This is a genomic window from Salmonella sp. 2018103 (assembly GCF_026247685.1).
GTDB lineage: Bacteria > Pseudomonadota > Gammaproteobacteria > Enterobacterales > Enterobacteriaceae > Salmonella > Salmonella enterica.
On record NZ_CP111029.1, the window covers coordinates 3,437,961 to 3,457,227 of the forward strand.

Annotated in this window: 16 protein-coding genes and 2 pseudogenes; 5 read left to right on the plus strand and 13 right to left on the minus strand. The window is 45.9% G+C overall.

Features of this window, described 5'->3' with window-relative positions:
• Positions 1-57: 57 nt before the first annotated feature.
• The 6 genes and pseudogenes from OLG56_RS16725 to OLG56_RS16750 all read right to left on the minus strand — a co-directional run bounded on the left by OLG56_RS16725 (position 58) and on the right by OLG56_RS16750 (position 5,382).
• Positions 58-582 carry an Ail/Lom family outer membrane beta-barrel protein gene (locus tag OLG56_RS16725; RefSeq protein WP_000830237.1) on the minus strand — a complete coding sequence of 175 codons (525 nt, stop codon included), beginning with the start codon at positions 580-582 and terminating at the stop codon, positions 58-60.
• A gap of 401 nt (positions 583-983) precedes the next feature.
• Complete coding sequence (locus OLG56_RS16730) at positions 984-1,472, minus strand: hypothetical protein (protein WP_079900415.1); 489 nt, start codon at positions 1,470-1,472, stop codon at positions 984-986.
• Positions 1,445-2,188: a winged helix-turn-helix domain-containing protein gene (locus tag OLG56_RS16735; protein ID WP_079980916.1), complete on the minus strand. Its 744-nt coding sequence runs from the start codon at positions 2,186-2,188 to the stop codon at positions 1,445-1,447. The genes OLG56_RS16730 and OLG56_RS16735 overlap by 28 nt, the downstream gene beginning before the upstream one ends.
• Positions 2,189-2,287: 99 nt before the next feature.
• The gene (locus OLG56_RS16740) at positions 2,288-3,862 is read right to left on the minus strand and encodes an EAL domain-containing protein (protein WP_000868297.1); all 1,575 of its coding nucleotides are present in this window, start codon (positions 3,860-3,862) and stop codon (positions 2,288-2,290) included.
• 512 nt (positions 3,863-4,374) lie between these two features.
• Positions 4,375-4,675 (minus strand): annotated as a pseudogene (locus OLG56_RS16745) (hypothetical protein).
• On the minus strand, positions 4,648-5,382 hold the full coding sequence (locus OLG56_RS16750) for a winged helix-turn-helix domain-containing protein (protein WP_001005861.1): 735 nt from the start codon (positions 5,380-5,382) through the stop codon (positions 4,648-4,650). The pseudogene OLG56_RS16745 and the gene OLG56_RS16750 overlap by 28 nt, the downstream one beginning before the upstream one ends.
• A gap of 663 nt (positions 5,383-6,045) precedes the next feature.
• Between OLG56_RS16750 and OLG56_RS16755 the strand changes: the two genes are divergently transcribed.
• The 5 genes from OLG56_RS16755 to stbE all read left to right on the plus strand — a co-directional run bounded on the left by OLG56_RS16755 (position 6,046) and on the right by stbE (position 12,004).
• A complete protein-coding gene (locus OLG56_RS16755; RefSeq protein WP_000062033.1) occupies positions 6,046-6,582 on the plus strand; it encodes a fimbrial protein in 537 nt (178 codons plus the stop codon).
• Positions 6,583-6,643: 61 nt separating this feature from the next.
• The gene (gene stbB / locus OLG56_RS16760) at positions 6,644-7,405 is read left to right on the plus strand and encodes a fimbrial biogenesis chaperone StbB (RefSeq protein WP_000781489.1); all 762 of its coding nucleotides are present in this window, start codon (positions 6,644-6,646) and stop codon (positions 7,403-7,405) included.
• Positions 7,389-9,950 (plus strand): fimbrial outer membrane usher protein, encoded by a 2,562-nt coding sequence (locus tag OLG56_RS16765; protein WP_000075321.1) that lies wholly within the window; start codon positions 7,389-7,391, stop codon positions 9,948-9,950. The genes stbB and OLG56_RS16765 overlap by 17 nt, the downstream gene beginning before the upstream one ends.
• 4 nt (positions 9,951-9,954) lie before the next feature.
• A complete protein-coding gene (gene stbD / locus OLG56_RS16770) occupies positions 9,955-11,280 on the plus strand; it encodes a fimbrial usher protein StbD (protein ID WP_079980917.1) in 1,326 nt (441 codons plus the stop codon).
• On the plus strand, positions 11,246-12,004 hold the full coding sequence (gene stbE / locus OLG56_RS16775; protein ID WP_079980918.1) for a fimbrial biogenesis chaperone StbE: 759 nt from the start codon (positions 11,246-11,248) through the stop codon (positions 12,002-12,004). Before stbD ends, stbE begins: the two co-directional genes overlap by 35 nt.
• Positions 12,005-12,051: 47 nt before the next feature.
• On the opposite strand, the pseudogene OLG56_RS16780 reads toward stbE, so the two are convergent.
• The 7 genes and pseudogenes from OLG56_RS16780 to OLG56_RS16810 form a co-directional block, all read right to left on the minus strand.
• Positions 12,052-12,273 (minus strand): annotated as a pseudogene (locus tag OLG56_RS16780) (hypothetical protein); the annotation flags it as partial.
• Between the two features lie 392 nt (positions 12,274-12,665).
• Positions 12,666-14,222, minus strand: coding sequence for a GmrSD restriction endonuclease domain-containing protein (locus OLG56_RS16785; RefSeq protein ID WP_006762600.1), 1,557 nt, complete (start codon positions 14,220-14,222; stop codon positions 12,666-12,668).
• A 510-nt stretch (positions 14,223-14,732) separates the two neighbouring features.
• Entirely contained in the window at positions 14,733-15,005 is a 273-nt protein-coding gene (locus OLG56_RS16790) for an Ogr/Delta-like zinc finger protein (RefSeq protein WP_000783295.1), read from the minus strand.
• Between the two features lie 282 nt (positions 15,006-15,287).
• Positions 15,288-17,975: a DUF927 domain-containing protein gene (locus OLG56_RS16795; RefSeq protein ID WP_061377238.1), complete on the minus strand. Its 2,688-nt coding sequence runs from the start codon at positions 17,973-17,975 to the stop codon at positions 15,288-15,290.
• Complete coding sequence (locus tag OLG56_RS16800; protein ID WP_001063903.1) at positions 17,972-18,382, minus strand: DUF5375 family protein; 411 nt, start codon at positions 18,380-18,382, stop codon at positions 17,972-17,974. The genes OLG56_RS16795 and OLG56_RS16800 overlap by 4 nt, the downstream gene beginning before the upstream one ends.
• Positions 18,375-18,611 carry a hypothetical protein gene (locus OLG56_RS16805; RefSeq protein WP_000839712.1) on the minus strand — a complete coding sequence of 79 codons (237 nt, stop codon included), beginning with the start codon at positions 18,609-18,611 and terminating at the stop codon, positions 18,375-18,377. The genes OLG56_RS16800 and OLG56_RS16805 overlap by 8 nt, the downstream gene beginning before the upstream one ends.
• Entirely contained in the window at positions 18,608-19,180 is a 573-nt protein-coding gene (locus OLG56_RS16810) for a host cell division inhibitor Icd-like protein (RefSeq protein ID WP_024140129.1), read from the minus strand. The genes OLG56_RS16805 and OLG56_RS16810 overlap by 4 nt, the downstream gene beginning before the upstream one ends.
• Positions 19,181-19,267 lie beyond the last annotated feature (87 nt).

Below are 19,267 nucleotides of genomic sequence, written 5' to 3' on the forward strand. Positions count from 1 at the left end.
GCAGCGCCATATTATTTTTAATTCCTTGCCATAAACGTAACGCTTATACTTTTAATATCAGAAGCGATAACCTACGCTGACACCAAATGTATTGGTATCCACAGCGAAGAAACGACTGGCTTCCCATGATGCATCGATAGATATACTCTTAACTGGATTAAATATTACGCCAGCGCCGTAGGCAAAGGAGTCTTCTTTTGAGTGTTTATTAAATTTCATCGTCGCTATACCCGCATTGCCGTACAGGCTCACATAGTCATTAAAACGATATGTTGGTCCAAACATCAAAGAACCATAGTCCACAGAATCGGAACCATTTTTATGCAACTTCCCCTCTTTCCAGGTGTAGTTCTCCATTTCATTGCGCGTCGCGGTGAATGAGCCTAACATCCCCCAGGTCTCATTGAACTCGTAACGATATTTAAAATTAAAGCCTCGTAGATCTTTGCTATCGCTATTTTTCAATGAACTGAGATGAGTTTGTGCATAACCAAACGATACGGTGTGCTGATCGTTAGCCAAAGCTAAAGGTGACGCTAATAATAAACCTAAAAAAACAAGGAACGAAGACCGTCTTTTCATTAAAACCACTCCATTTTTGATATATAATTAAGGCGGTACCGGAACTTATGGCACACAAATAGCATTTAGATTAAGAGCACCTAATGCGCTTATTACCAGTCATGCCAACTGCGGAGGTAATATAACCTGATATATTCGATAATGGATATGAAATCAGTCTTACAGAGTTCTTACTTTTTTATTAATGGCGGATTCATAGTTGCTTCAGACCCGATCCTGGCATCACATCCGTCAGGCGGACTGCGAGAGGTTATCAGCGAGTATCAGTCACCTTCCCGAAGAGTCAAAAATTCATAACTAACTGTTTTATATACATTTTAATTAACATTCAAGTTAACCTTTACCCTTGCGGAGGGCAATTTCGCAACTCGCTTTCTGACGCATTCAGACAACATTCAGATCTACTGCGCGGTACAAACGTTATAAAGCTGCCGATTAAGAGAATAAAAAAAGGTTTTCTCACCCACTTTAGATATTCGAATCTCATTAGCCGCTTCCGGATGCAGAATCCGTAAATATGATAACAGATCGCCAGCCGTGTCCGTGGCAAAGACTTTTACCTGGGATACTTCGAACGTATAAACACCAGGCGCTGTTCGATGTAAATTTTTCATATACACGTCCCGGTATAATATTTTTATACCGTTATCTTTTGTTTTTATTTCATATTGAAGCGTAATTCTCTTCATCTTAAAATCAAGAACAAGACTGCCATCGGCATGGATATCTTTAGGCTGTATCGTCGTTACCGTTCTTGTCGTACATAAAAATTCATTAGTATTAATAGAACTATGGTTACTGTTTCGTACCCAAACTACCATCAGTACGACTGAAACAGCCAGCATACCAAGCGTCGCCACGCTTAATAACGTTCTTTTATGGAAATGCATTTCGGCTCCGCTATATCAAGTTGGTTAAGACACTGGACAAAAATATTTGTATTAGGAACGCGAATGTAATAAATGATTTTTCCGTTTTGTTTATGTATTTCATTACTCATCTCGGAGTACGCTTCAACGATATCCGTCAGATGGGTTTTATCATGCCCGACACTATAAAAAGTGTATCCATCATACGAACCCTGGAGGGTAAAGTAATCAATATTTTCACCCTTAACTTTATACATCATAAAAAACATCAGAAGCGCGGCCAGGCAAAAGTAGAGCCAATCTTTTTTATTCACAGCGCCCAGTATTGGGGTAATAATAGTGTCATCGTGTCGCACTTCAACCGTCGATAATTTTGTTTCAGCAACAGCAGGCAACGGCGTATTTTGCGCCTCATCACTCAACGGTTCAATGGAAACTGAGAGTAAAACACCCACGCGGGGACGAGTCACAACAGACGCCCCCTTAAGGCCTATTTTATCAAATGATCCTCGTAGCTGGTTAATCAGTTTATAATAACTGGCATCAGAGACCACGACACCTTTGCGCCCCCAGACATAGTTAATTAAATCATCTTTTTTAAAAAGGCCTTCATGAAAAGCGATAAGCAAACTGCGTTCCGATTCAGATATCGTTATCGACTCTCCGGCGCAGGAAAGCGTCATTCGTTCACAATCAAGAATAACTCTTTTGTCAATCAGATAATTGTTCTGACTCATAAAAATATCCGCCCCAGTGCTATCACGTTTCTTCACGGCATAAACATATTACCAGGATATATCGCGCTATTGAATTTTTTTCCGTAGCGAGCTCCTGTATTATTCAGCCACCAGGCCGCTCGCGGATCCGTTTTCCCCCTTGAGTAAACCATTTTGCCTCTGGGCCGACTTGCCAAGCCAGCTCATAAAGTCATTAGCCCCCATCGGCCTGGCATAAAGAAATCCCTGAACGAATCCTACCCCGTGGCTTAAGATGTAACGCAATTGGTGCTGGGTACTGACCCCTTCGGCAACCACATTAAGCCCCAGTCGCTGACTCAGCGTAATGATAGTATCCAGGACAGGAACATCATCGCTGCTGGTATCAATGGTATCGATAAACGTTCTGTCTATTTTAAGAGAGTCTACAGGTAATTGCTGGAGATAGGAGAGTGAGCAATAGCCGGTCCCAAAATCATCAATCGCTATTAACACGCCTTTTTCACGGAGCGTTGAAAGTTTTTCTGCGACCTGTGAAGGTTCTACAATCAGGCTACGCTCGGTGAGCTCCAACATAAGCGTTATCGTTCCCAAACGAGTCCTGAGCGCCTCTATATCTTGTATAAAACCGTCATCCATAAGATGCGCAGGCGATATATTTACGCTGATATAGAAATCATCCGGTACAGTCCAGTTTATTACGTCATGAGCAATCAGTTCGAACAGATGACGAGAGAGTGGAATAATCATGCCTTCATTTTCTGCGGCGGTAATAAAAATATCCGGGGTTATAAAACGGCCATCCGGTTGCGGCCAGCGCATTAGCGCCTCCACGCCGCCGCAACTACCGTGTTTAACATTAAAAACAGGCTGATAATGTACCGTAAACTCATTGTGCGTTATTCCCCTGGCAATCTCCCGGGCCAGAGATAAACGTTTTAAATACCAGCGCCTGTAGAACAACATCATCCCTACAGAAAGACACAATGACAGCGGAACAAAAATAAAAAGGTTTTGTAACCAGTATGCCGATAACGTTGAGAAAGGGGTTCGCACCATCAGCTGGATAGTGTGATCGGTTGAGGTGAACCGCTGCGTTAAAAACGCCTTACCGCGCAACGTCGCAGCGCTGGTAATCGCCTCCCCTGCGCCGAATGTCAGGCTAAAGGCTGATGCTCTCTCTGCAGCCAATATCTCCATGAGCTCCTGGACATACTGCGAGTCCACAATGACGAAGGCCGCTTTATTCGCTGCTACTTTTTTCACATAAACCACAACAAGGCGATTGGGTCCTTCGGCCATACTACCGATAGATCGCAACCACCGTTTCGGATAAGAAGCAGGTAAAGAAAGCCCTGCCAGCCGGGAAAAATGATAGCGTTCGGTTCCTGTGACAAAGGAGCAAGTGATATCACCATTTTCCAGAAACCCAATGTCACGGACATAAGGAGTGAAGGCCCGCGTTCTGGACAGTTCTTTCAGCGTGTCAGTACAGGAACTCTCAGCCAGTCTGGTGGCTTTTCCGGCGACTTGCCAGGAGGCGGCAGATATATCCGCGCTAAACCGCAGCAGCGTATTGGCGCTGACGGCGATATCTCGTTTTAGCTGGAAGATACCCGCGAGTAACCCCACCAATATCATGACGATCAGTGGAACGGCAATAAACAACATCAGAAATAGCTTTCTTACTTTCAAATCATTGCCCTCTTACCGGCCTTCCTTTTGCCACTGTATGCTTTTATAAGATAACTAAAGTAACATTAATATAGAAAAGCAATATTGAGAGATAGGTTATACGTTCTTAATGATAGCAAGATGGCACTCCCTGTGCCGAAAATAGACAAGAAAATATCAATACCCAACAGGTGCAGGATACTATCGTTAAAATAAGCGATAGCAGATATCCAAAATACAGACGCATTCAATATGTTAGCCTGATACCAGGTTCGCTGCCTGATGAGGCATAACCATCACGGAACGAATTCCCATCAATACAGGAATTATTGGCTACAACTCAACGTTACTACTGGTGGTACACACATTATACAAATGCCGATTAAGCGAAAACATGTAGGTATTTTTCCCAATTTTGACCATCTTTAACTCATTAATCGTACCAGGCTGTAACAGTCTCAACCAGGAAAACAAATCGCCAGCAGTATCAGACTCAAAAGTCTTAACTGAATTAACTTTAAAAGTAAATGTTTTCATACCCGTTCTGCGCAGTTTGCTGATGCAGATGTCACGAAAAAAAAGCCGTTTTTCTTTCGTATCGGTAGTAACATCGTAGTGTAGGGTAATCCTGCCGGATTTAAGATCCAGCACAAGTCCACCATCCATGTACAATTTTCGTGGCGCAATATACGCTTCTGATTTTGTCGTGCATATAAGATTATTGGTTCTATAAGAGTCACGATTTACCCACTCAAGCGCTATTACCGATCCGATTGCGACAATGGCGATAAATATTACAAATATAATCAGTAACGTTCTTTTACTGTAATACATTTTGGCACCGCCATTTCAACAGGATTTAAGCATTGCAGAAAAATATTCATGTTAGGCTCCCTGATATAATAAAGATGGCGTCCATTTTGCCGGTAAATTTTAATTTTTAGAGAGTTAAAAGCAAAAACTACTTCACTTAATGTGACCTTATCCTCTTTTGTTTTATAGATTGCATAATCGTTATATTCGCCAAGATATGTAAAAAAACTATCAGAGCTGTTACGAACAGGCGCTTTATATATAGTAAATACACCATAGAGCAATGCCAGAAGAATGGCTCCTGTTAATACCACAAATACGCTGTGACGTTTAATTTTGTAAAATATGTTCTCCCGAGTCGGGGTGCCCTTAACGTTTTCATCACTCACCTTTAGGGAGGTGATTTTTTTTATAGGTTCAATGGCAACAGACAGCGACACCCCCACCCGAGGGCGAGTTACGATATCAGATGGCTGTAGACCGATGCTACTAAAATCATTTCTCATTTGATTAATGAGTTTATAGTAACTTGATTCTGAGACGCAGCCTCCACGATTTTCCCAAACAAAATGAATAATATCTTCTTTTTTGTAAAGACCATGCCAAAAAGCAAGAAGCAGATGGGTCTCAGCTTCTGATATTCTGATTATCTCATTACCATGCGATAAGGTCATCTTCGTACTATCAAATACAACACGCTTATCAAGTAAAAATATGCTTTCATTCATGACAATCCTAAAGGTAACTGCATCCATCATTCAGACGACATATTATCATGCTCAAAAAAGAATTCAGCCCCCTAATTAACCTGAGTTTAACTTATAAGTCTCACTTATAGTAAACAATAATTGACACAAGTATTACCCGCACATTACAAATCAAACAGTTATAGGTAAATCTGAACACTTTTCTTTACCTTAACGCAAACTCAGGAAACTTCTGAAAGGCCAAAAGTAAGAAAAAAGTAAGACTAATTATACTGTTTCAGAAGCACATTTCAGAAAATTTACCTTAATCTCACCATCGTATTATCCATCGGGAGGTTTAACTGATGCGGATTTTACATAGCAAAAATGTGCAGGTTTGTATTGCAACATAGTCTATCTATTCAGACGCGGAGAGAATTGTTATCGGATTACACTCAATCAAATGATAACACTATCAGTTGTACTAATGAGATGTATGGACGAAAGCGCTTATCGCTCTATTTCATGATAAGAGAAATAAGTCTGTTTGTTTTATATCGCATTATCAATAGTCAGGAGGGTATAGCTCACATCCAAAAATAGAGTTAATGATCGTTATTTTTACCACTCCTCCATAAGCACGAAACATTCGGGCGAATTGCACTCGTCCTGAAAAAGTAAAGATTAATACAGGAACATTATCATATGTCTATGAAAAAATATTTAGCAATGATCACAGGCTCGCTTCTTGTCTCCAGCAGCGCGATGGCTGTTTCTGATAACACCATCACCTTTCAAGGGGAAGTCTCTGATGAAACATGCTCTGTCGTGATTAATGGTAATCAGGCTAAACCCGTCGTGTTATTGCCAACAGTAAGTACTAAAGATTTATCAGAACAAGGGAAAACTGCGGGGCCAATAACGTTTGATATTGGGCTGTCCGGGTGTACCGGCTCTAAGGACAAAACAACAAAAATTTCCACTGTCTTTGTCGGTAATCAGGTCACCAGTAACGGTAACCTGGGTAATACTGGCAGCGCGAAAAATGTTGAAGTCCAATTACTCGACACTTCAGGGGAGCCAATCAATCTGACCGGCGGCTTTACTGGCGACGGCGACCTACAGCTGGAACCAAATGCTTCTGAAGCGAGCGCGACTTATACCGCGCGGTATTACTCTACCGGGAAAGCAGAGGCTGGGACAGTCGCTGCCACCCTTCAATACGCCGTTTCGTATAAATAATTGTCGCTACGGTCTGGCGTTGAAACGCCAGACCATTTTCAATCGCCAGGGAGTTGTTGAGATGAAAATGGATACCCGACATTCCGCATTATATTACTTAATAGTTTTTCTATTGCTGGCCCTACCCGCCACAGCATCGTGGGCGAGCGTTACTATTTTGGGTAGCCGAATAATTTACCCATCAACAGCCTCCTCCGTAGATGTGCAGTTAAAAAATAATGATGCAATACCTTATATCGTACAAACCTGGTTTGACGATGGCGATATGAATACCAGCCCGGAAAATAGTAGCGCGATGCCGTTCATTGCCACGCCGCCGGTATTTCGTATTCAACCCAAAGCAGGCCAGGTTGTACGCGTAATTTATAACAACACGAAAAAATTGCCGCAGGATCGTGAGTCAGTATTCTGGTTTAACGTATTACAGGTACCACCAACGAATATTGGCAGCGACGGCGGGCAAAATAAAATGTTGGTGATGCTGCGCTCAAGAATAAAACTTTTCTATCGTCCTGACGGGCTAGGTAAACCTGATAATCTGGCGAAAAAACTACAGATTAAAACGGTAAATAAGGGTTCCGGAAAAAGCGGTATTGTTATTGTTAATCCGCAGCCCTGGTTTGCCTCTTTAAGTAACCTGAATGTAAAAGTGAACGGCGCTTCGTATAACCTGGATGCTGACATGATTGCCCCTTTTTCCAGTCAAACCTGGTGGCTGCCGGGCAAACGGTCACTCAAATCCTTCTCCGGTACAGTCACCGTTACTTTGGTTAACGACCTGGGCGCAAGGATAAGCGAGAGCTACGATGTCCCCCACCATTAATTTGAACCGCAAAAGCCTTGCGCTATTGATCGCCATAGTTTGCTCAGGCTCCGCGCAGGGTGAAGAGTATTATTTTGATCCTGCGCTACTTCAGGGGGCCACTTACGGACAAAATATTGCCCGTTTTAATGAACAGCAAACGCCTTCCGGAGACTATCTTGCCGACGTTTACGTTAATGGCACGCTGGTAACAGCGAGCACTAATATTCGATTTGATGCTGTAAAAGAGGGTCAACAGACGGAACCCTGCCTGCCCTTATCGGTGATGAAAGCGGCACAGATAAAATCACTTCCCGCGACCGACGCTGCGACCGAGTGTCGCCCGCTCAGGGAGTGGGTACCTCATGCCGGTTGGCAATTTGATAGCGCCACGCTTCGCCTGTTGCTGACGATTCCAATGACCGAACTTACGCACAAACCGCGCGGTTATATCTCCCCTTCAGAGTGGGATAGCGGCGCGCTGGCGCTGTTTTTACGCCATAACACAAACTGGACCCACACCGAAAATACCGACAGCCATTATCGCTACCAATACTTATGGAGCGGTTTAAACATGGGCGTTAACCTCGGACTTTGGCAGGTCCGTCATCAAAGTAATCTGCGCTATGCCAATAGCAACCAGAGCGGAAGCGCCTGGCGCTATAATAGCGTTCGAACCTGGGTGCAAAGACCTGTCGCGTCTATTAACAGTATTCTGTCGCTGGGCGATAGCTATACGGACTCCAGCTTATTCGGCAGTCTGTCTTTTAACGGAGCTAAACTTGTCACCGACGAGCGGATGCGCCCGCAGGGCAAACGCGGTTATGCGCCGGAAGTTCGGGGCGTAGCGGCCAGTAGCGCGCACGTGGTAGTAAAACAACTGGGGAAAGTGATTTATGAAACCAACGTTCCGCCGGGCCCATTTTATATTGACGATCTGTACAACACCCGTTATCAAGGCGATCTGGAGGTAGAGGTTATCGAGGCCAGCGGTAAAACCTCACGTTTCACCGTGCCTTATTCTTCCGTGCCGGATTCGGTTCGCCCCGGTAACTGGCACTATTCGCTGGCCTTCGGCAGGGTTCGTCAGTACTACGATATTGAAAATCGTTTCTTTGAGGGAACGTTCCAGCACGGCGTTAATAACACCATTACCCTCAACCTCGGTTCACGAATTGCGCAGCGTTACCAGGCATGGCTGGCGGGCGGTGTCTGGGCCACCGATATGGGCGCGTTCGGCCTTAACGCCACCTGGTCGAATGCGCGCGCAGAGCATAATGATCGCCAGCAAGGCTGGCGCGCGGAACTCAGTTACAGCAAAACGTTTACCACCGGCACTAACCTGGTACTGGCGGCTTATCGTTATTCAACCAACGGCTTTCGCGATCTTCAGGACGTGCTCGGCGTACGCCGGGAAGCAAAAACGGGGATTGATTACTACTCCGACACGCTGCATCAGCGCAATCGCCTGTCCGCGACGGTAAGCCAGCCGTTAGGACGGCTTGGCACGCTTAACCTCAGCGCCAGCACCGCAGACTACTACAATAACCAATCGCGTATAACACAGCTACAAATGGGGTATAGCAACCAGTGGCGGAATATAAGCTACGGGGTGAATATCGCACGACAGCGCACCACCTGGGATTACGATCGCTTTTATCACGGCGTTAACGAACCACTGGACGTGAGTAGCCGACAAAAATATACCGAAACCACAATGTCGTTTAATGTCTCTATACCGCTGGATTGGGGCGAAAACAGAACGTCTGTCGCCATGAATTATAACCAGTCCAGTCAAAGCCGTTCCTCAACCATATCCATGACCGGCAGTAGCGGTGAAAACAGCGACCTGTCATGGTCGGTTTATGGCGGCTACGAGCGTTATCGCAATAGTAATAGCGATAGCAGCGCGCCAACGACGTTTGGCGGTAATCTACAACAGAACACCCGGTTTGGCGCACTTCGCGCCAACTATGACCAGGGTGATAACTATCGTCAGGAAGGGCTGGGCGCGTCCGGCACCCTGGTACTTCACTCTGGAGGTCTGACGGCTGGCCCCTATACCAGCGATACCTTTGCGCTTATTCATGCCGATGGCGCGCAGGGCGCGATCGTACAAAATGGCCAGGGCGCTGTGGTTGATCGCTTTGGTTACGCCATTCTGCCTTCGTTATCTCCTTACCGCGTCAATAACGTTACGCTCGATACCCGTAAGATGCGCAGCGATGCCGAACTGACGGGAGGAAGTCAGCAGATTGTGCCCTATGCTGGCGCCATCGCGCGTGTCAATTTCGCCACTATCAGCGGCAAAGCGGTGCTGATCTCCGTGAAGATGCCGGATGGCGGCATACCGCCAATGGGCGCTGATGTTTTCAACGGTGAAGGCACAAACATCGGCATGGTCGGCCAGAGTGGGCAGATTTATGCCCGTATCGCCCATCCGTCGGGTTCTCTACTGGTGCGCTGGGGAACAGGGGCAAACCAGCGTTGCCGGGTTGCCTACCAACTAGATCTTCACACCAAAGAACCGTTTCTCTATCTGAACAAAATCTGCGAGAAGGAATAGCACAATGCTTTTTAGTTTCCGAACGCTATTGTTTATCACCAGCCTGTTCGTCAGCGCCGGAACATGGTCGTCATGTATCAAAGTCACCAATAAGAGCGCGCTCTCTGACGCGGCGATAAAAGCGGGCTACACGGCGCAAAACTGGATCGGCGCAACTGACACGAATACCGGTAATATCGGTTTGCCAACGGTGATTAGCATCAGTAATAGTGAAACATTTCAACCCTCCGGCACACTATTGGCCAGTGGGATCGGTAACTTCCTGACGGCCGCCACCGGAACGCCCTATTCCAGTAAGCAGGTACTTTACCGCTGCGATTCCGCCGATGCCGGGAAGCTCTATGAGATGTATTCGACAAATGGCGATAGCGCTTTTGCGGGGGCATTTTTTACTCCCGAAGTAGAAGGCGCCTATTATGATGTGGAGCGTAATGTTGCTGTCCGTATGACAAACCTCAGTACCGGCGAATATTACAGCCGTTTCTGGAAAGAACGCCAACTTACCGCAGACAGTTGGTTTCAGGATGACAAATATATTTATATTCCTGCCAGCGCGTTTAGCAACGTGTTATATGAGATGTTTAAAATTGACTCAAGAAAATATTTTGCCTACCAGAATCCAATGGACCGAGATACCTGGACGCAGCCTCGGGGTTATATCGCCTTTAAAGGCCCAGGCTTGATTACCGAGCGGATCCAAGCGGGACTGGATCATGCCAGCGATTATTATGGCTGGCCCGGCTATTGGCCCGGGGCATGGAGTACATATAATAGCGTCACCTATGTTCGCGGCGCGTTATGTAAAATCACAGATTATCCTGCGATCGTCAAAATTCCCCCTGTCGCCGTCGGCATATTAGCCGCCGGAGGCAATAGCCAGGCGCCTTTCCACGTCAGCCTGGAATGTGAGTCCGGTGCCGTGTCCAGTGCCCTCCCGTCCACCAGCGCCGCTAATGTCGCAATGGGGTTTGTCGTTAATCAACCCACCGCCGTGGCGGCGGCGCGTCGCCTGGGGCTAACCACATCCGCAGGCGGTCTGTCGTGGCTACTGGACACCCATTATGGCGAACCTGGCGTAGCTTCCGGAGTGGGTATCCGCATCTATAACGATGCCGGTACGCCGATTAACCTGTTACCCGATCGGATCAAGACAGGCACTGGCAACGCCCGAGGCTGGTATGGCTATAAAGATTTAACTACACGGGTATCATCCGGTTCAGTAGAAACCTACAGCGGTGATTTTACTGCCTCGCTTGAGGCGATCGGCGGACAAACAGTAACGGCAGGAAGCGTGAATGCGCAATTACAGGCAGTGGTTAGTTTTCAGTAAAGTCATATTAACGCTACTTGGATTGACGGGATGGTATGGCCCGGCACAAGCTGCCGTTAATATTGACAGAACCCGAATTATTTTTGCTTCAGATGAGGTCGCTCAATCGTTGACATTATCCAACGATAATACAACGCCGATGCTGTTACAGGTATGGACCGACGCCGGAAACATTGACGCCTCTCCGGATAACAGCAAAACGCCGCTGGTGGCGCTGCCGCCGGTATTTAAAATGCAGCCAGGAGAACTGAGAACGCTTCGCCTGCTCCTGAGTTCCCGCCAGCAGCTGGCAACGGACCGGGAGAGTCTCTTCTGGCTAAACATTTATCAGATACCGCCACTCCCCCATGACATTAAAAACAACCCGCGAAAACTGGTATTACCGCTTCGTTTGCGGCTAAAAATTTTAATTCGCCCGACCGGGCTAAAAGCGCCAACGGAAGCGGAGGAGAAAAAATTACGTTTTATTGCTAAAGAGAATACTATACGGATAGTTAACCCCACCTCGTGGTATATGAGTTTAACGCTAACGACGGATGACAAGAAAAGTATCGGCGATATCATGGTTGCGCCGAAAACAGCACTTGATGTGCCGCTAACACGCTCGCCAACGCCGGGAGCATCGATAAATTATGCAGTAATCAATGACTCCGGGAACTGGCGACAATATACCGCCATACTGGAAAAATATATTAGTAAGAGTGATTTTATTCCTGAGTTTTGATGGGAAATATTCAGGGATACGGTCGTATCCCTGAGACAAGCCAGAATTCAGCATGTACCATTGTCAAAAATAGCATTAAGCTGATATTTTTCTTTTTGCACGGCATCTTTGTTCTGTTGAGTTCCCTTCTCCTCAACAGACATATCCCATACGTTTTCATTATCTGACTCAATTAATGTGTAGAACGTATTATTATTACGCATCATATAACCGCGAAAATTATTTTCGATGCCCGTTGTCACAGGCTTAGCAGCCCCTGAGAATAACGAAAGGCATACCATGCAGAACGAATGCTTTCCGGACTGACGTCCTCATAGACATCTATACCATGCAAAACAAGTACGCGAGAAAGAAAATGAGAAGATTGTTATGAAAGAAAAGTTTGTAACTACTTGATTGAGATGGTGCCGATAATAGGAACAAATCAGAAAAGCAATAGCATGATAAATAATAACTTTTTTATAAATAAAACAAAAAATGCCCCCAAAAATGCCCCCATCAATGAAGGCTGCAAACTATCACTGTAACTTTATGCTCCTATACACATTAAGGCACAATTGATAAATGAAGGTGTCATACCGTCCTCATGTATGACACCTTTAAAACACTCAAAACCACATTTTTAGCAATTATATCTACTAAACTTTACTTATGATATTTATCAGTTTTTAATCGCTTGGTTACAATAAGGGTGAGTCAACTGACCATTATCACTACTTCCAACCCCTCCTTCCCTAACTCTAATGACATGATCGTATGACACTGATTTGGTGGTATCCAAATAACCTTTGCAAATAGGGCACTTTATCGCAGAAATTAGTGCTGCATTAATAAATATCTTACTTTTCTGATCATCACTGAACTTCTTCGATTTTGATGCAAGATCCCCAGCAACAATCTTCCCTTGAAGACCAGCAAGTTGAATTAACTCTGCTTCAGTAACCTCATCACTCAGTTCTAATCTTTTTATTAACTTATCCAAAAACTCTTTATATTTAACATCCCTTGCTCTATGGCTATTCTTCTGAATAATCATAGAGATCAACTCTTTATCTTTAACTAAAATAGACTCTAAATCAGATCTAACAGCTGTGAATCTTTTGAAAAATCCTTTATCATTATTATTTAGTTTTTCAGCAATTAAAGCTGAAGTACCTAAAAACATGGGACTGGTATGCCTACCCGTTGGCCCATAAAAATATACTGCTGGATGTAAACCTAAGCTACCATCACCATTTCCTGTAATAACCTCTGCCAGTTTAATTGCATTAGTCAGCGACTGGATAGTTGTAGCCCCCAATTCATCATCATCCTGTTTATCTAAAGATTTAGGATTACCTTGCTGATCTCTATTTGCAATAAGAATGAAATCGATAAGTAATTGAATAGCAACCCTTACTCCTCTAGCCCCCCCTAGTGGTAAGTCAAGAGTCTTAATAGGAGTATTTAAATCAGGATCAAACAATATAGTATGAAGTTTTTTAGCAGCCTTTTCTATTTTATCTGAATAATCTTGACTGAATGCAGACCAATAACGATGTCCTTTCCCTGCTCGAATTACCGCTCGTGCCGATATAGATGTAGGTTTATGTCTGTTTTTTAAAAGTAATTCCTCTACCTCATCAAGAGGCGTACCCTGCATATTGATATTAAAGAATGAACTTTCTGCCTTATCGGCATTTCCTTTAACCCATTGGATTGTTAATCCTCTAGTCAAAATATTTGTTATTTTATTCCTTTCAGTTGCAGATATATCTTCATCTAATAACCGTTGTTTAAAGTGACTCCAACTTCCGACTCGCTCATTAATAAGTTTTCGGGTTTTGTCTGCAATACTTCTTTGCTCTTTTGAAATTTCAGAGCCAAAATACTTTAATGACAACGGACCATCACCATAATCATCTTCAATCCAGGCCTTCAAAACACTTAGCCTATGACCTCCGTCAATCACGAATATATATGAACTTTTCCATAGAATCACTGCCGGTATCAAATCACCATTTACATAACTTTCAAGCATTGATACCACTTGATTAGGTGACCAGTGATTTGTCTCACGTTGAAAATCAGGCTTTCTTAAAATAGCAGTGAAATCATTCAAATCTCTAACCGAAATACTATTTATTGTATCAAAAGTCGTTTCGTCATCAGTCTCAGCAGCAAAATCTGCACGCTTAATCATTGCATCCAAATTTACTAAAATAGCTTTGCTCGCCATGCCTTCTCCGTAAGCCCCAACAGTGACTAAGTTGATGAGTATCTTCCTTAAAATCATGACACTTAACCCGACACTATTGCAACAAGGCTGTTAGGTTAAATGTGATCGAGTTTTTTGTTTTTTAGCAATTTATCAAAAATTTTTCTTCTCGACCAAAATCGCACTACACCGCACCCGCCTGCGGTTTTCATATCACTAAAATTTTTCAGTTGTGTTTTTTTACAAACGATACCGCCAGCCCGCGCCCGTGCTGGGGATGCACGGCGAGGCAGGAACTGAAAAGAATGAAAAGAATTTCAGCTTTTTTCAGTTTTACTATCCGTAGTATCTATGACCTGAATACGCAACCCTATGATATTAAATAGATAATTAATTTTAGGTGTGTGATTTTATGAAGGTTTGTGAAACATGAAAAACATAACAATCTGAAAAATAATAATTTTATGTCCGTATAAACTGAAATCCTGTGTTCAGATTTCGGGAACGGATCGGCCATTCCCGACGCATACTTTACCCATTCTTTTGCGCAGCCAGCAGCAACTTTAAAGCCTTTTCCCGTTCCTCGGGTGGAATTGCATCAATTAGCTCTTTAACCCTTCCCTGCCCGTTCAGCGCGCTTGGACTAACGGAATGGGAGAAAGCAACATTCATCACAAACGAGTGACCGCACTCCACATTAGAGCAATAGCAGTACACATCGTACAGTTGTGGGTGTTTCCTGTTTGTTTTACCTATCCGCGCTACTGCCTGACATGTGGGGCAGTACATTCTCATCATCTTCATCGTTCTGTGCCCTATACTGTTGCCCGCCAGAAGAAGGGATTTGGATCCCTACCTCTTGTTCTGAACGTGTAACACTGGTAACACGTGTAACGCTATTGATTTAAAAGGATTTAATCTGTTACCAGTTAGCATAATCAAGAGGTAACGCGTGGTAACACACCATTTTTTGTTACCAGTGTTACCAGTCAGTATTTTTGACTGGTAACACTGAAGAACCGCATCAGTAATGGGTGTTACCTCTGTTACCAGTGTTACCTCATAAAAATAAGACTCACGCGATGATTACTCAGGTTCGGCGCTCCCCAGTACCTGTGTATTGAACTGGTACACACGTTTAAGCCCTATTTCTGGCAGGCGAATGCTGTTTTGCGTCCGGCCATCTTCACCGGGTTTCAGCCAGCCCGCGTCCACACACAACCTGGCCACCTTACGCGAGTCAAATCCCTTACAGATCTCCTTCCAGCCTGACGGGAGCACGTAGAACGTCACAACCGGCTCGGTCACGTTGTCTCCTTTATCGACTTTTCTGAATCCCATCATTGAAACAGGCCGGTTCCTGTCGTCATTCCAGTCAGCAAACCGACTGAACTGATTACGCGTCATGAAGTCCCGTACCTGTTCAAGTGCCGCTTTATCTTCCTGATTAGCTGTATGGCCCCGGTCAGCCATCCATGCAGCCAGGCAACTTTGAGCGGCACGAAAGGCCTCTCCCTCCGGCCATCCTGTGATGCCCGCTTTTGTGGCCAGCTCCCCGGCCATCGCAACCAGAGCAAAACGGGTAACAGCCCGGCCAACCTGATTCCCGGCATTTTCCGGCGTCAGCCTTCGGGTGTACTCTTTCAATAAGGCTTTCGCCTGACTGGTCAGTTCCGGCAGATCAGCGGTCAGGCAATGCAGCCAGTCGCGGAATGGTGCACCATGATAATGCGCTACGTGCTGCTCAAGATGCTCAGCCAGGGTTTTCCCGCTACTGAAACCATGAAGTTCTTCAAACACGCCATATTTGCCTGAATCACTTGGGATCTGGATCATTCTGACCTCAACCCCGGCATACGTACGTTCCCCGGCGCTTGCCGCATGTTCCACCAGTGACAGTTCCCCGGTGGACAGAAACAACAGATTCCAGCGGTTGGTTTCCCTTACCGAACCATCTGTTCTGGCTCTGGCTTTGCCCTGCCCGTTAGCCAGCATATAAGCGATATTCCCCGCCTCCCTGCCGTCAACCTCCCGGATTTCATCCAGCATCAGCGTGGCATCATTGCGGCGGCTCGCTGTTCCTTCTAATGCATTCCCCGTCGCCCTCCACGTATGCCAGAAATCTGTTCCACCACATACTGATGCAGCCACTTTCATCGTCGTGGTTTTACCATCTGTTGATTCCCCTTTGAGGTGATAACCTCCACCGCCGATACCAACCAGTTTCAGAAGGGGGGCAGCAAATGCCAGACTCACCGCAAAGGCAAGACGGGCATTATTTATGCAGTAACGGCCTATATTTTCACGCCAGTCCTCTGATGTGCCGCTGACACGAAAATCACGCCCCTGCACGCTCGATGTTTGTAAGATGACTGACTGGGCTTCGCGACCTATCACTTCATCCTGGAGAACGTAAACCCCGCCGTGCCAGCCCGTTTTATTTACACAGGTAACTTTTCTGTCCGGTTTACACAGCGAGATATATTCCATCAGGAATGCTCTGGCCATACCGTTAATGTTGATGTAAGAAAGCCCGTTAACCAGCAGAACGCGGCGCAGTTCTTCCCCGCTGCCACCCAGCATCTCCATCGGCATTGCCCATTTACGGCTGTTTCCGTTGGTATCTTCCCATTCCAGCAAACGCCCGTAATTACTCCCATCAGCATCACTGGTGATTGCCGTCACCCGCAACGGACTGGAAATTTTGATATTACGTATCTCCGTATCGCCATCAGACTTATTAACCAGCTTGTCGTACCACAAATATTCTTTTGTCAGCCGGAACCCTTCTGGTAAACGGGTCTGCCCTTTACCATGCAGCGTCATTTCTTCCCGAAAGGCATCTCTCGCCCGTTCTTTCCCCACTTCCTGCCGATAATCATCCCAGTCAGCCTTATGGCGTACCGGAGGGAGCGTTACCCAGCCATCCACCGTTTTGGCGGCTTTCTCTGCCTGAATACGCCCGGTGTTTTCTTTCCCGTCAGCCAGATCATTATCTCCGGCCAGAATGATCCGGGTTTCCGGCCAGCGTTTTCGGATCTGCTCCGTCACCTTCAGTAAATTGGTGGCAGCGACAGCCGCCACGATCCATCCTTCAGTCAGCAGACTGACGGTAAGCGCCGTGGCAAAACCCTCAGTTATAATCACCTGTTCAGGTGTTTCAGCGGGTATATCGGTCAGGGCAATGAATGAGCCAGACAGCTGGCTACCTGGCAGCAGACTTTTATCCCCGTCAGGATTGATAAGCTGACCACCGGTAATATTCCCGGAAATATCCGTCAACGGCAGCAGTAATGAACCGGAGGAAAATGTTATTCCGGCCAGATTCAAAGGCTGTGACAGCAAGGGAAGTGAATACCCGTGTAAGCCCTTGTTTGTCAGATAGACCGGCTCACCATTGCAGGACTGCTGTCTGAGTCTGGTATATCGCTCCGCACCCGCTTCTTTTCCTGCGGCCTTTTTCCTGGCTGGCAAAGCGGGCTTCTCCTGTATTTCGGGTAATGCAAGCGCCTCAGATACCATCCCGGCGGCTTCTTTTATCTTTCTTCCTGTCACCAGACGAACCAGATCAAGACCATCGCCATGACCGCACTGATTACAAAACCACGTCCCACGCCCCGCTTTATCGTCCAGTCGAAAGCGATCTTTGCCACCACAGGCAGGGCAAGCCCCATGATGTCCTGCGGACGGTACTTTGATACCTAATGCTGACAGGATATAAGGCCAGCGCCCAATCGCAGCCCCGGAAATCGTGGATACAGACTGTGTTTTCACAGCAGCACCTCCTGACCTTCCGGCTTCACAAATTCAAAACCTTCGGGTAGTTCGCCATCAGGTGCACCGAAAATAATATCCCGGTAAACCTCACGCATCTCTGTGACACCAAAAACTGACAGGCGAATATTTTCTGACATAAAGCCTGGTTTAAGCATTTTTTCCAGTTTCTCTGCGGCCAGTATGCAACCAGCATCAGCCCCAAACTCATTCACCCACGGCATTTCAATATGGTAAATAATATTGCTCACCACTTTTTCGTGGGTGAGTTCTATTCGTTCGCCATCTTCAATATAAACAGGTTCATTATGAACACGCTCCATTAAGGAAATGAATGCATCAGCAATGTAGTACCGTAAGACCGCTGTTCGTAAAGCATGCGCCTTTAAATTTTGATTATTATTCATCGCGCATCTCTCCCTTAATTGTGCTGGTTTCCTTAACAACGCCATCCAGTTGTTCGGCAATACAGGCCACTAAAGCCGCAGCGCCTTCTGCTGAAACAGTTCTCGCGCCATTCACTGTGGGAACGGACAGAACTTCTGCAAGAAACTCACTGGCCAGTGCCGCCCGTAACAGACGACTCTCCCCCAGTTCACTCAATATGCAGCCTTGCTTAAAATTCATGGATTTCATGCAACCACCTCCCCGGCGTTTTTCACAGGGATACGGGCAGCAAAGCTCAGGATAAATTCAGTGGCAAGTTTAAGGCGTGCAGCATGCTCGCAGTCTGCGATTACACGCACAGGACGTGGACGGGCATCACAGTCTGTACGGCGGACAGCCAGAAAGACAAAGGTAAATTCAGGGTGAGATAAAGCAGGGACTGTAGCCATAATGGCAACCTCCGTTAGATAGCGGGTAACGCTACCACCGGAGTTTCCACGCTCATGGGTGGTAGCCCAGACGGGGGTGGAAATACCGGCTCTAACGGATACCGGCCTGACCGAGGTCAGCCCCGCCTGAGCCACCATTACACGATAGCTACAACAGTAAAGAAACCGCTGTACAGGTAACAGGTGCACAAAGGCAAAGACACAAAAAAAGACGCATGGCGCGTCTGGTGTCGCCGTTAGATTACTCGGGTTTCCACGCCCGGCTGCCGATTTTGCGGCAACCTTTAAACTATATCCCGCGCATTCCTGGTGAGGCAAGAAATTTATAACCGAAAACTGATCATTGCCTGGATTAATTAACGCTGGCATGCTTAAGCCTCTGCTTAAAAATAGTTCTTCATTTTTCCTGATGCTGTAAACGAGACCCGCCTCTGAGCGGGTCTTTCTGTCGCTAAG

What these genes read in the sequence shown, in the direction of transcription:
- OLG56_RS16725 (WP_000830237.1), bottom strand. Translation starts at nt 582, where the DNA reads ATGAAAAGACGGTCTTCGTTCCTTGTTTTTTTAGGTTTATTATTAGCG.
- OLG56_RS16730 (WP_079900415.1), bottom strand. Translation starts at nt 1,472, where the DNA reads ATGCATTTCCATAAAAGAACGTTATTAAGCGTGGCGACGCTTGGTATG.
- OLG56_RS16735 (WP_079980916.1), bottom strand. Translation starts at nt 2,188, where the DNA reads ATGAGTCAGAACAATTATCTGATTGACAAAAGAGTTATTCTTGATTGT.
- OLG56_RS16750 (WP_001005861.1), bottom strand. Translation starts at nt 5,382, where the DNA reads ATGAATGAAAGCATATTTTTACTTGATAAGCGTGTTGTATTTGATAGT.
- OLG56_RS16755 (WP_000062033.1), top strand. Translation starts at nt 6,046, where the DNA reads ATGTCTATGAAAAAATATTTAGCAATGATCACAGGCTCGCTTCTTGTC.
- stbB (WP_000781489.1), top strand. Translation starts at nt 6,644, where the DNA reads ATGAAAATGGATACCCGACATTCCGCATTATATTACTTAATAGTTTTT.
- OLG56_RS16765 (WP_000075321.1), top strand. Translation starts at nt 7,389, where the DNA reads ATGTCCCCCACCATTAATTTGAACCGCAAAAGCCTTGCGCTATTGATC.
- stbD (WP_079980917.1), top strand. Translation starts at nt 9,955, where the DNA reads ATGCTTTTTAGTTTCCGAACGCTATTGTTTATCACCAGCCTGTTCGTC.
- stbE (WP_079980918.1), top strand. Translation starts at nt 11,246, where the DNA reads ATGCGCAATTACAGGCAGTGGTTAGTTTTCAGTAAAGTCATATTAACG.
- OLG56_RS16785 (WP_006762600.1), bottom strand. Translation starts at nt 14,222, where the DNA reads ATGGCGAGCAAAGCTATTTTAGTAAATTTGGATGCAATGATTAAGCGT.
- OLG56_RS16790 (WP_000783295.1), bottom strand. Translation starts at nt 15,005, where the DNA reads ATGAAGATGATGAGAATGTACTGCCCCACATGTCAGGCAGTAGCGCGG.
- OLG56_RS16800 (WP_001063903.1), bottom strand. Translation starts at nt 18,382, where the DNA reads ATGAATAATAATCAAAATTTAAAGGCGCATGCTTTACGAACAGCGGTC.
- OLG56_RS16805 (WP_000839712.1), bottom strand. Translation starts at nt 18,611, where the DNA reads ATGAAATCCATGAATTTTAAGCAAGGCTGCATATTGAGTGAACTGGGG.
- OLG56_RS16810 (WP_024140129.1), bottom strand. Translation starts at nt 19,180, where the DNA reads ATGCCAGCGTTAATTAATCCAGGCAATGATCAGTTTTCGGTTATAAAT.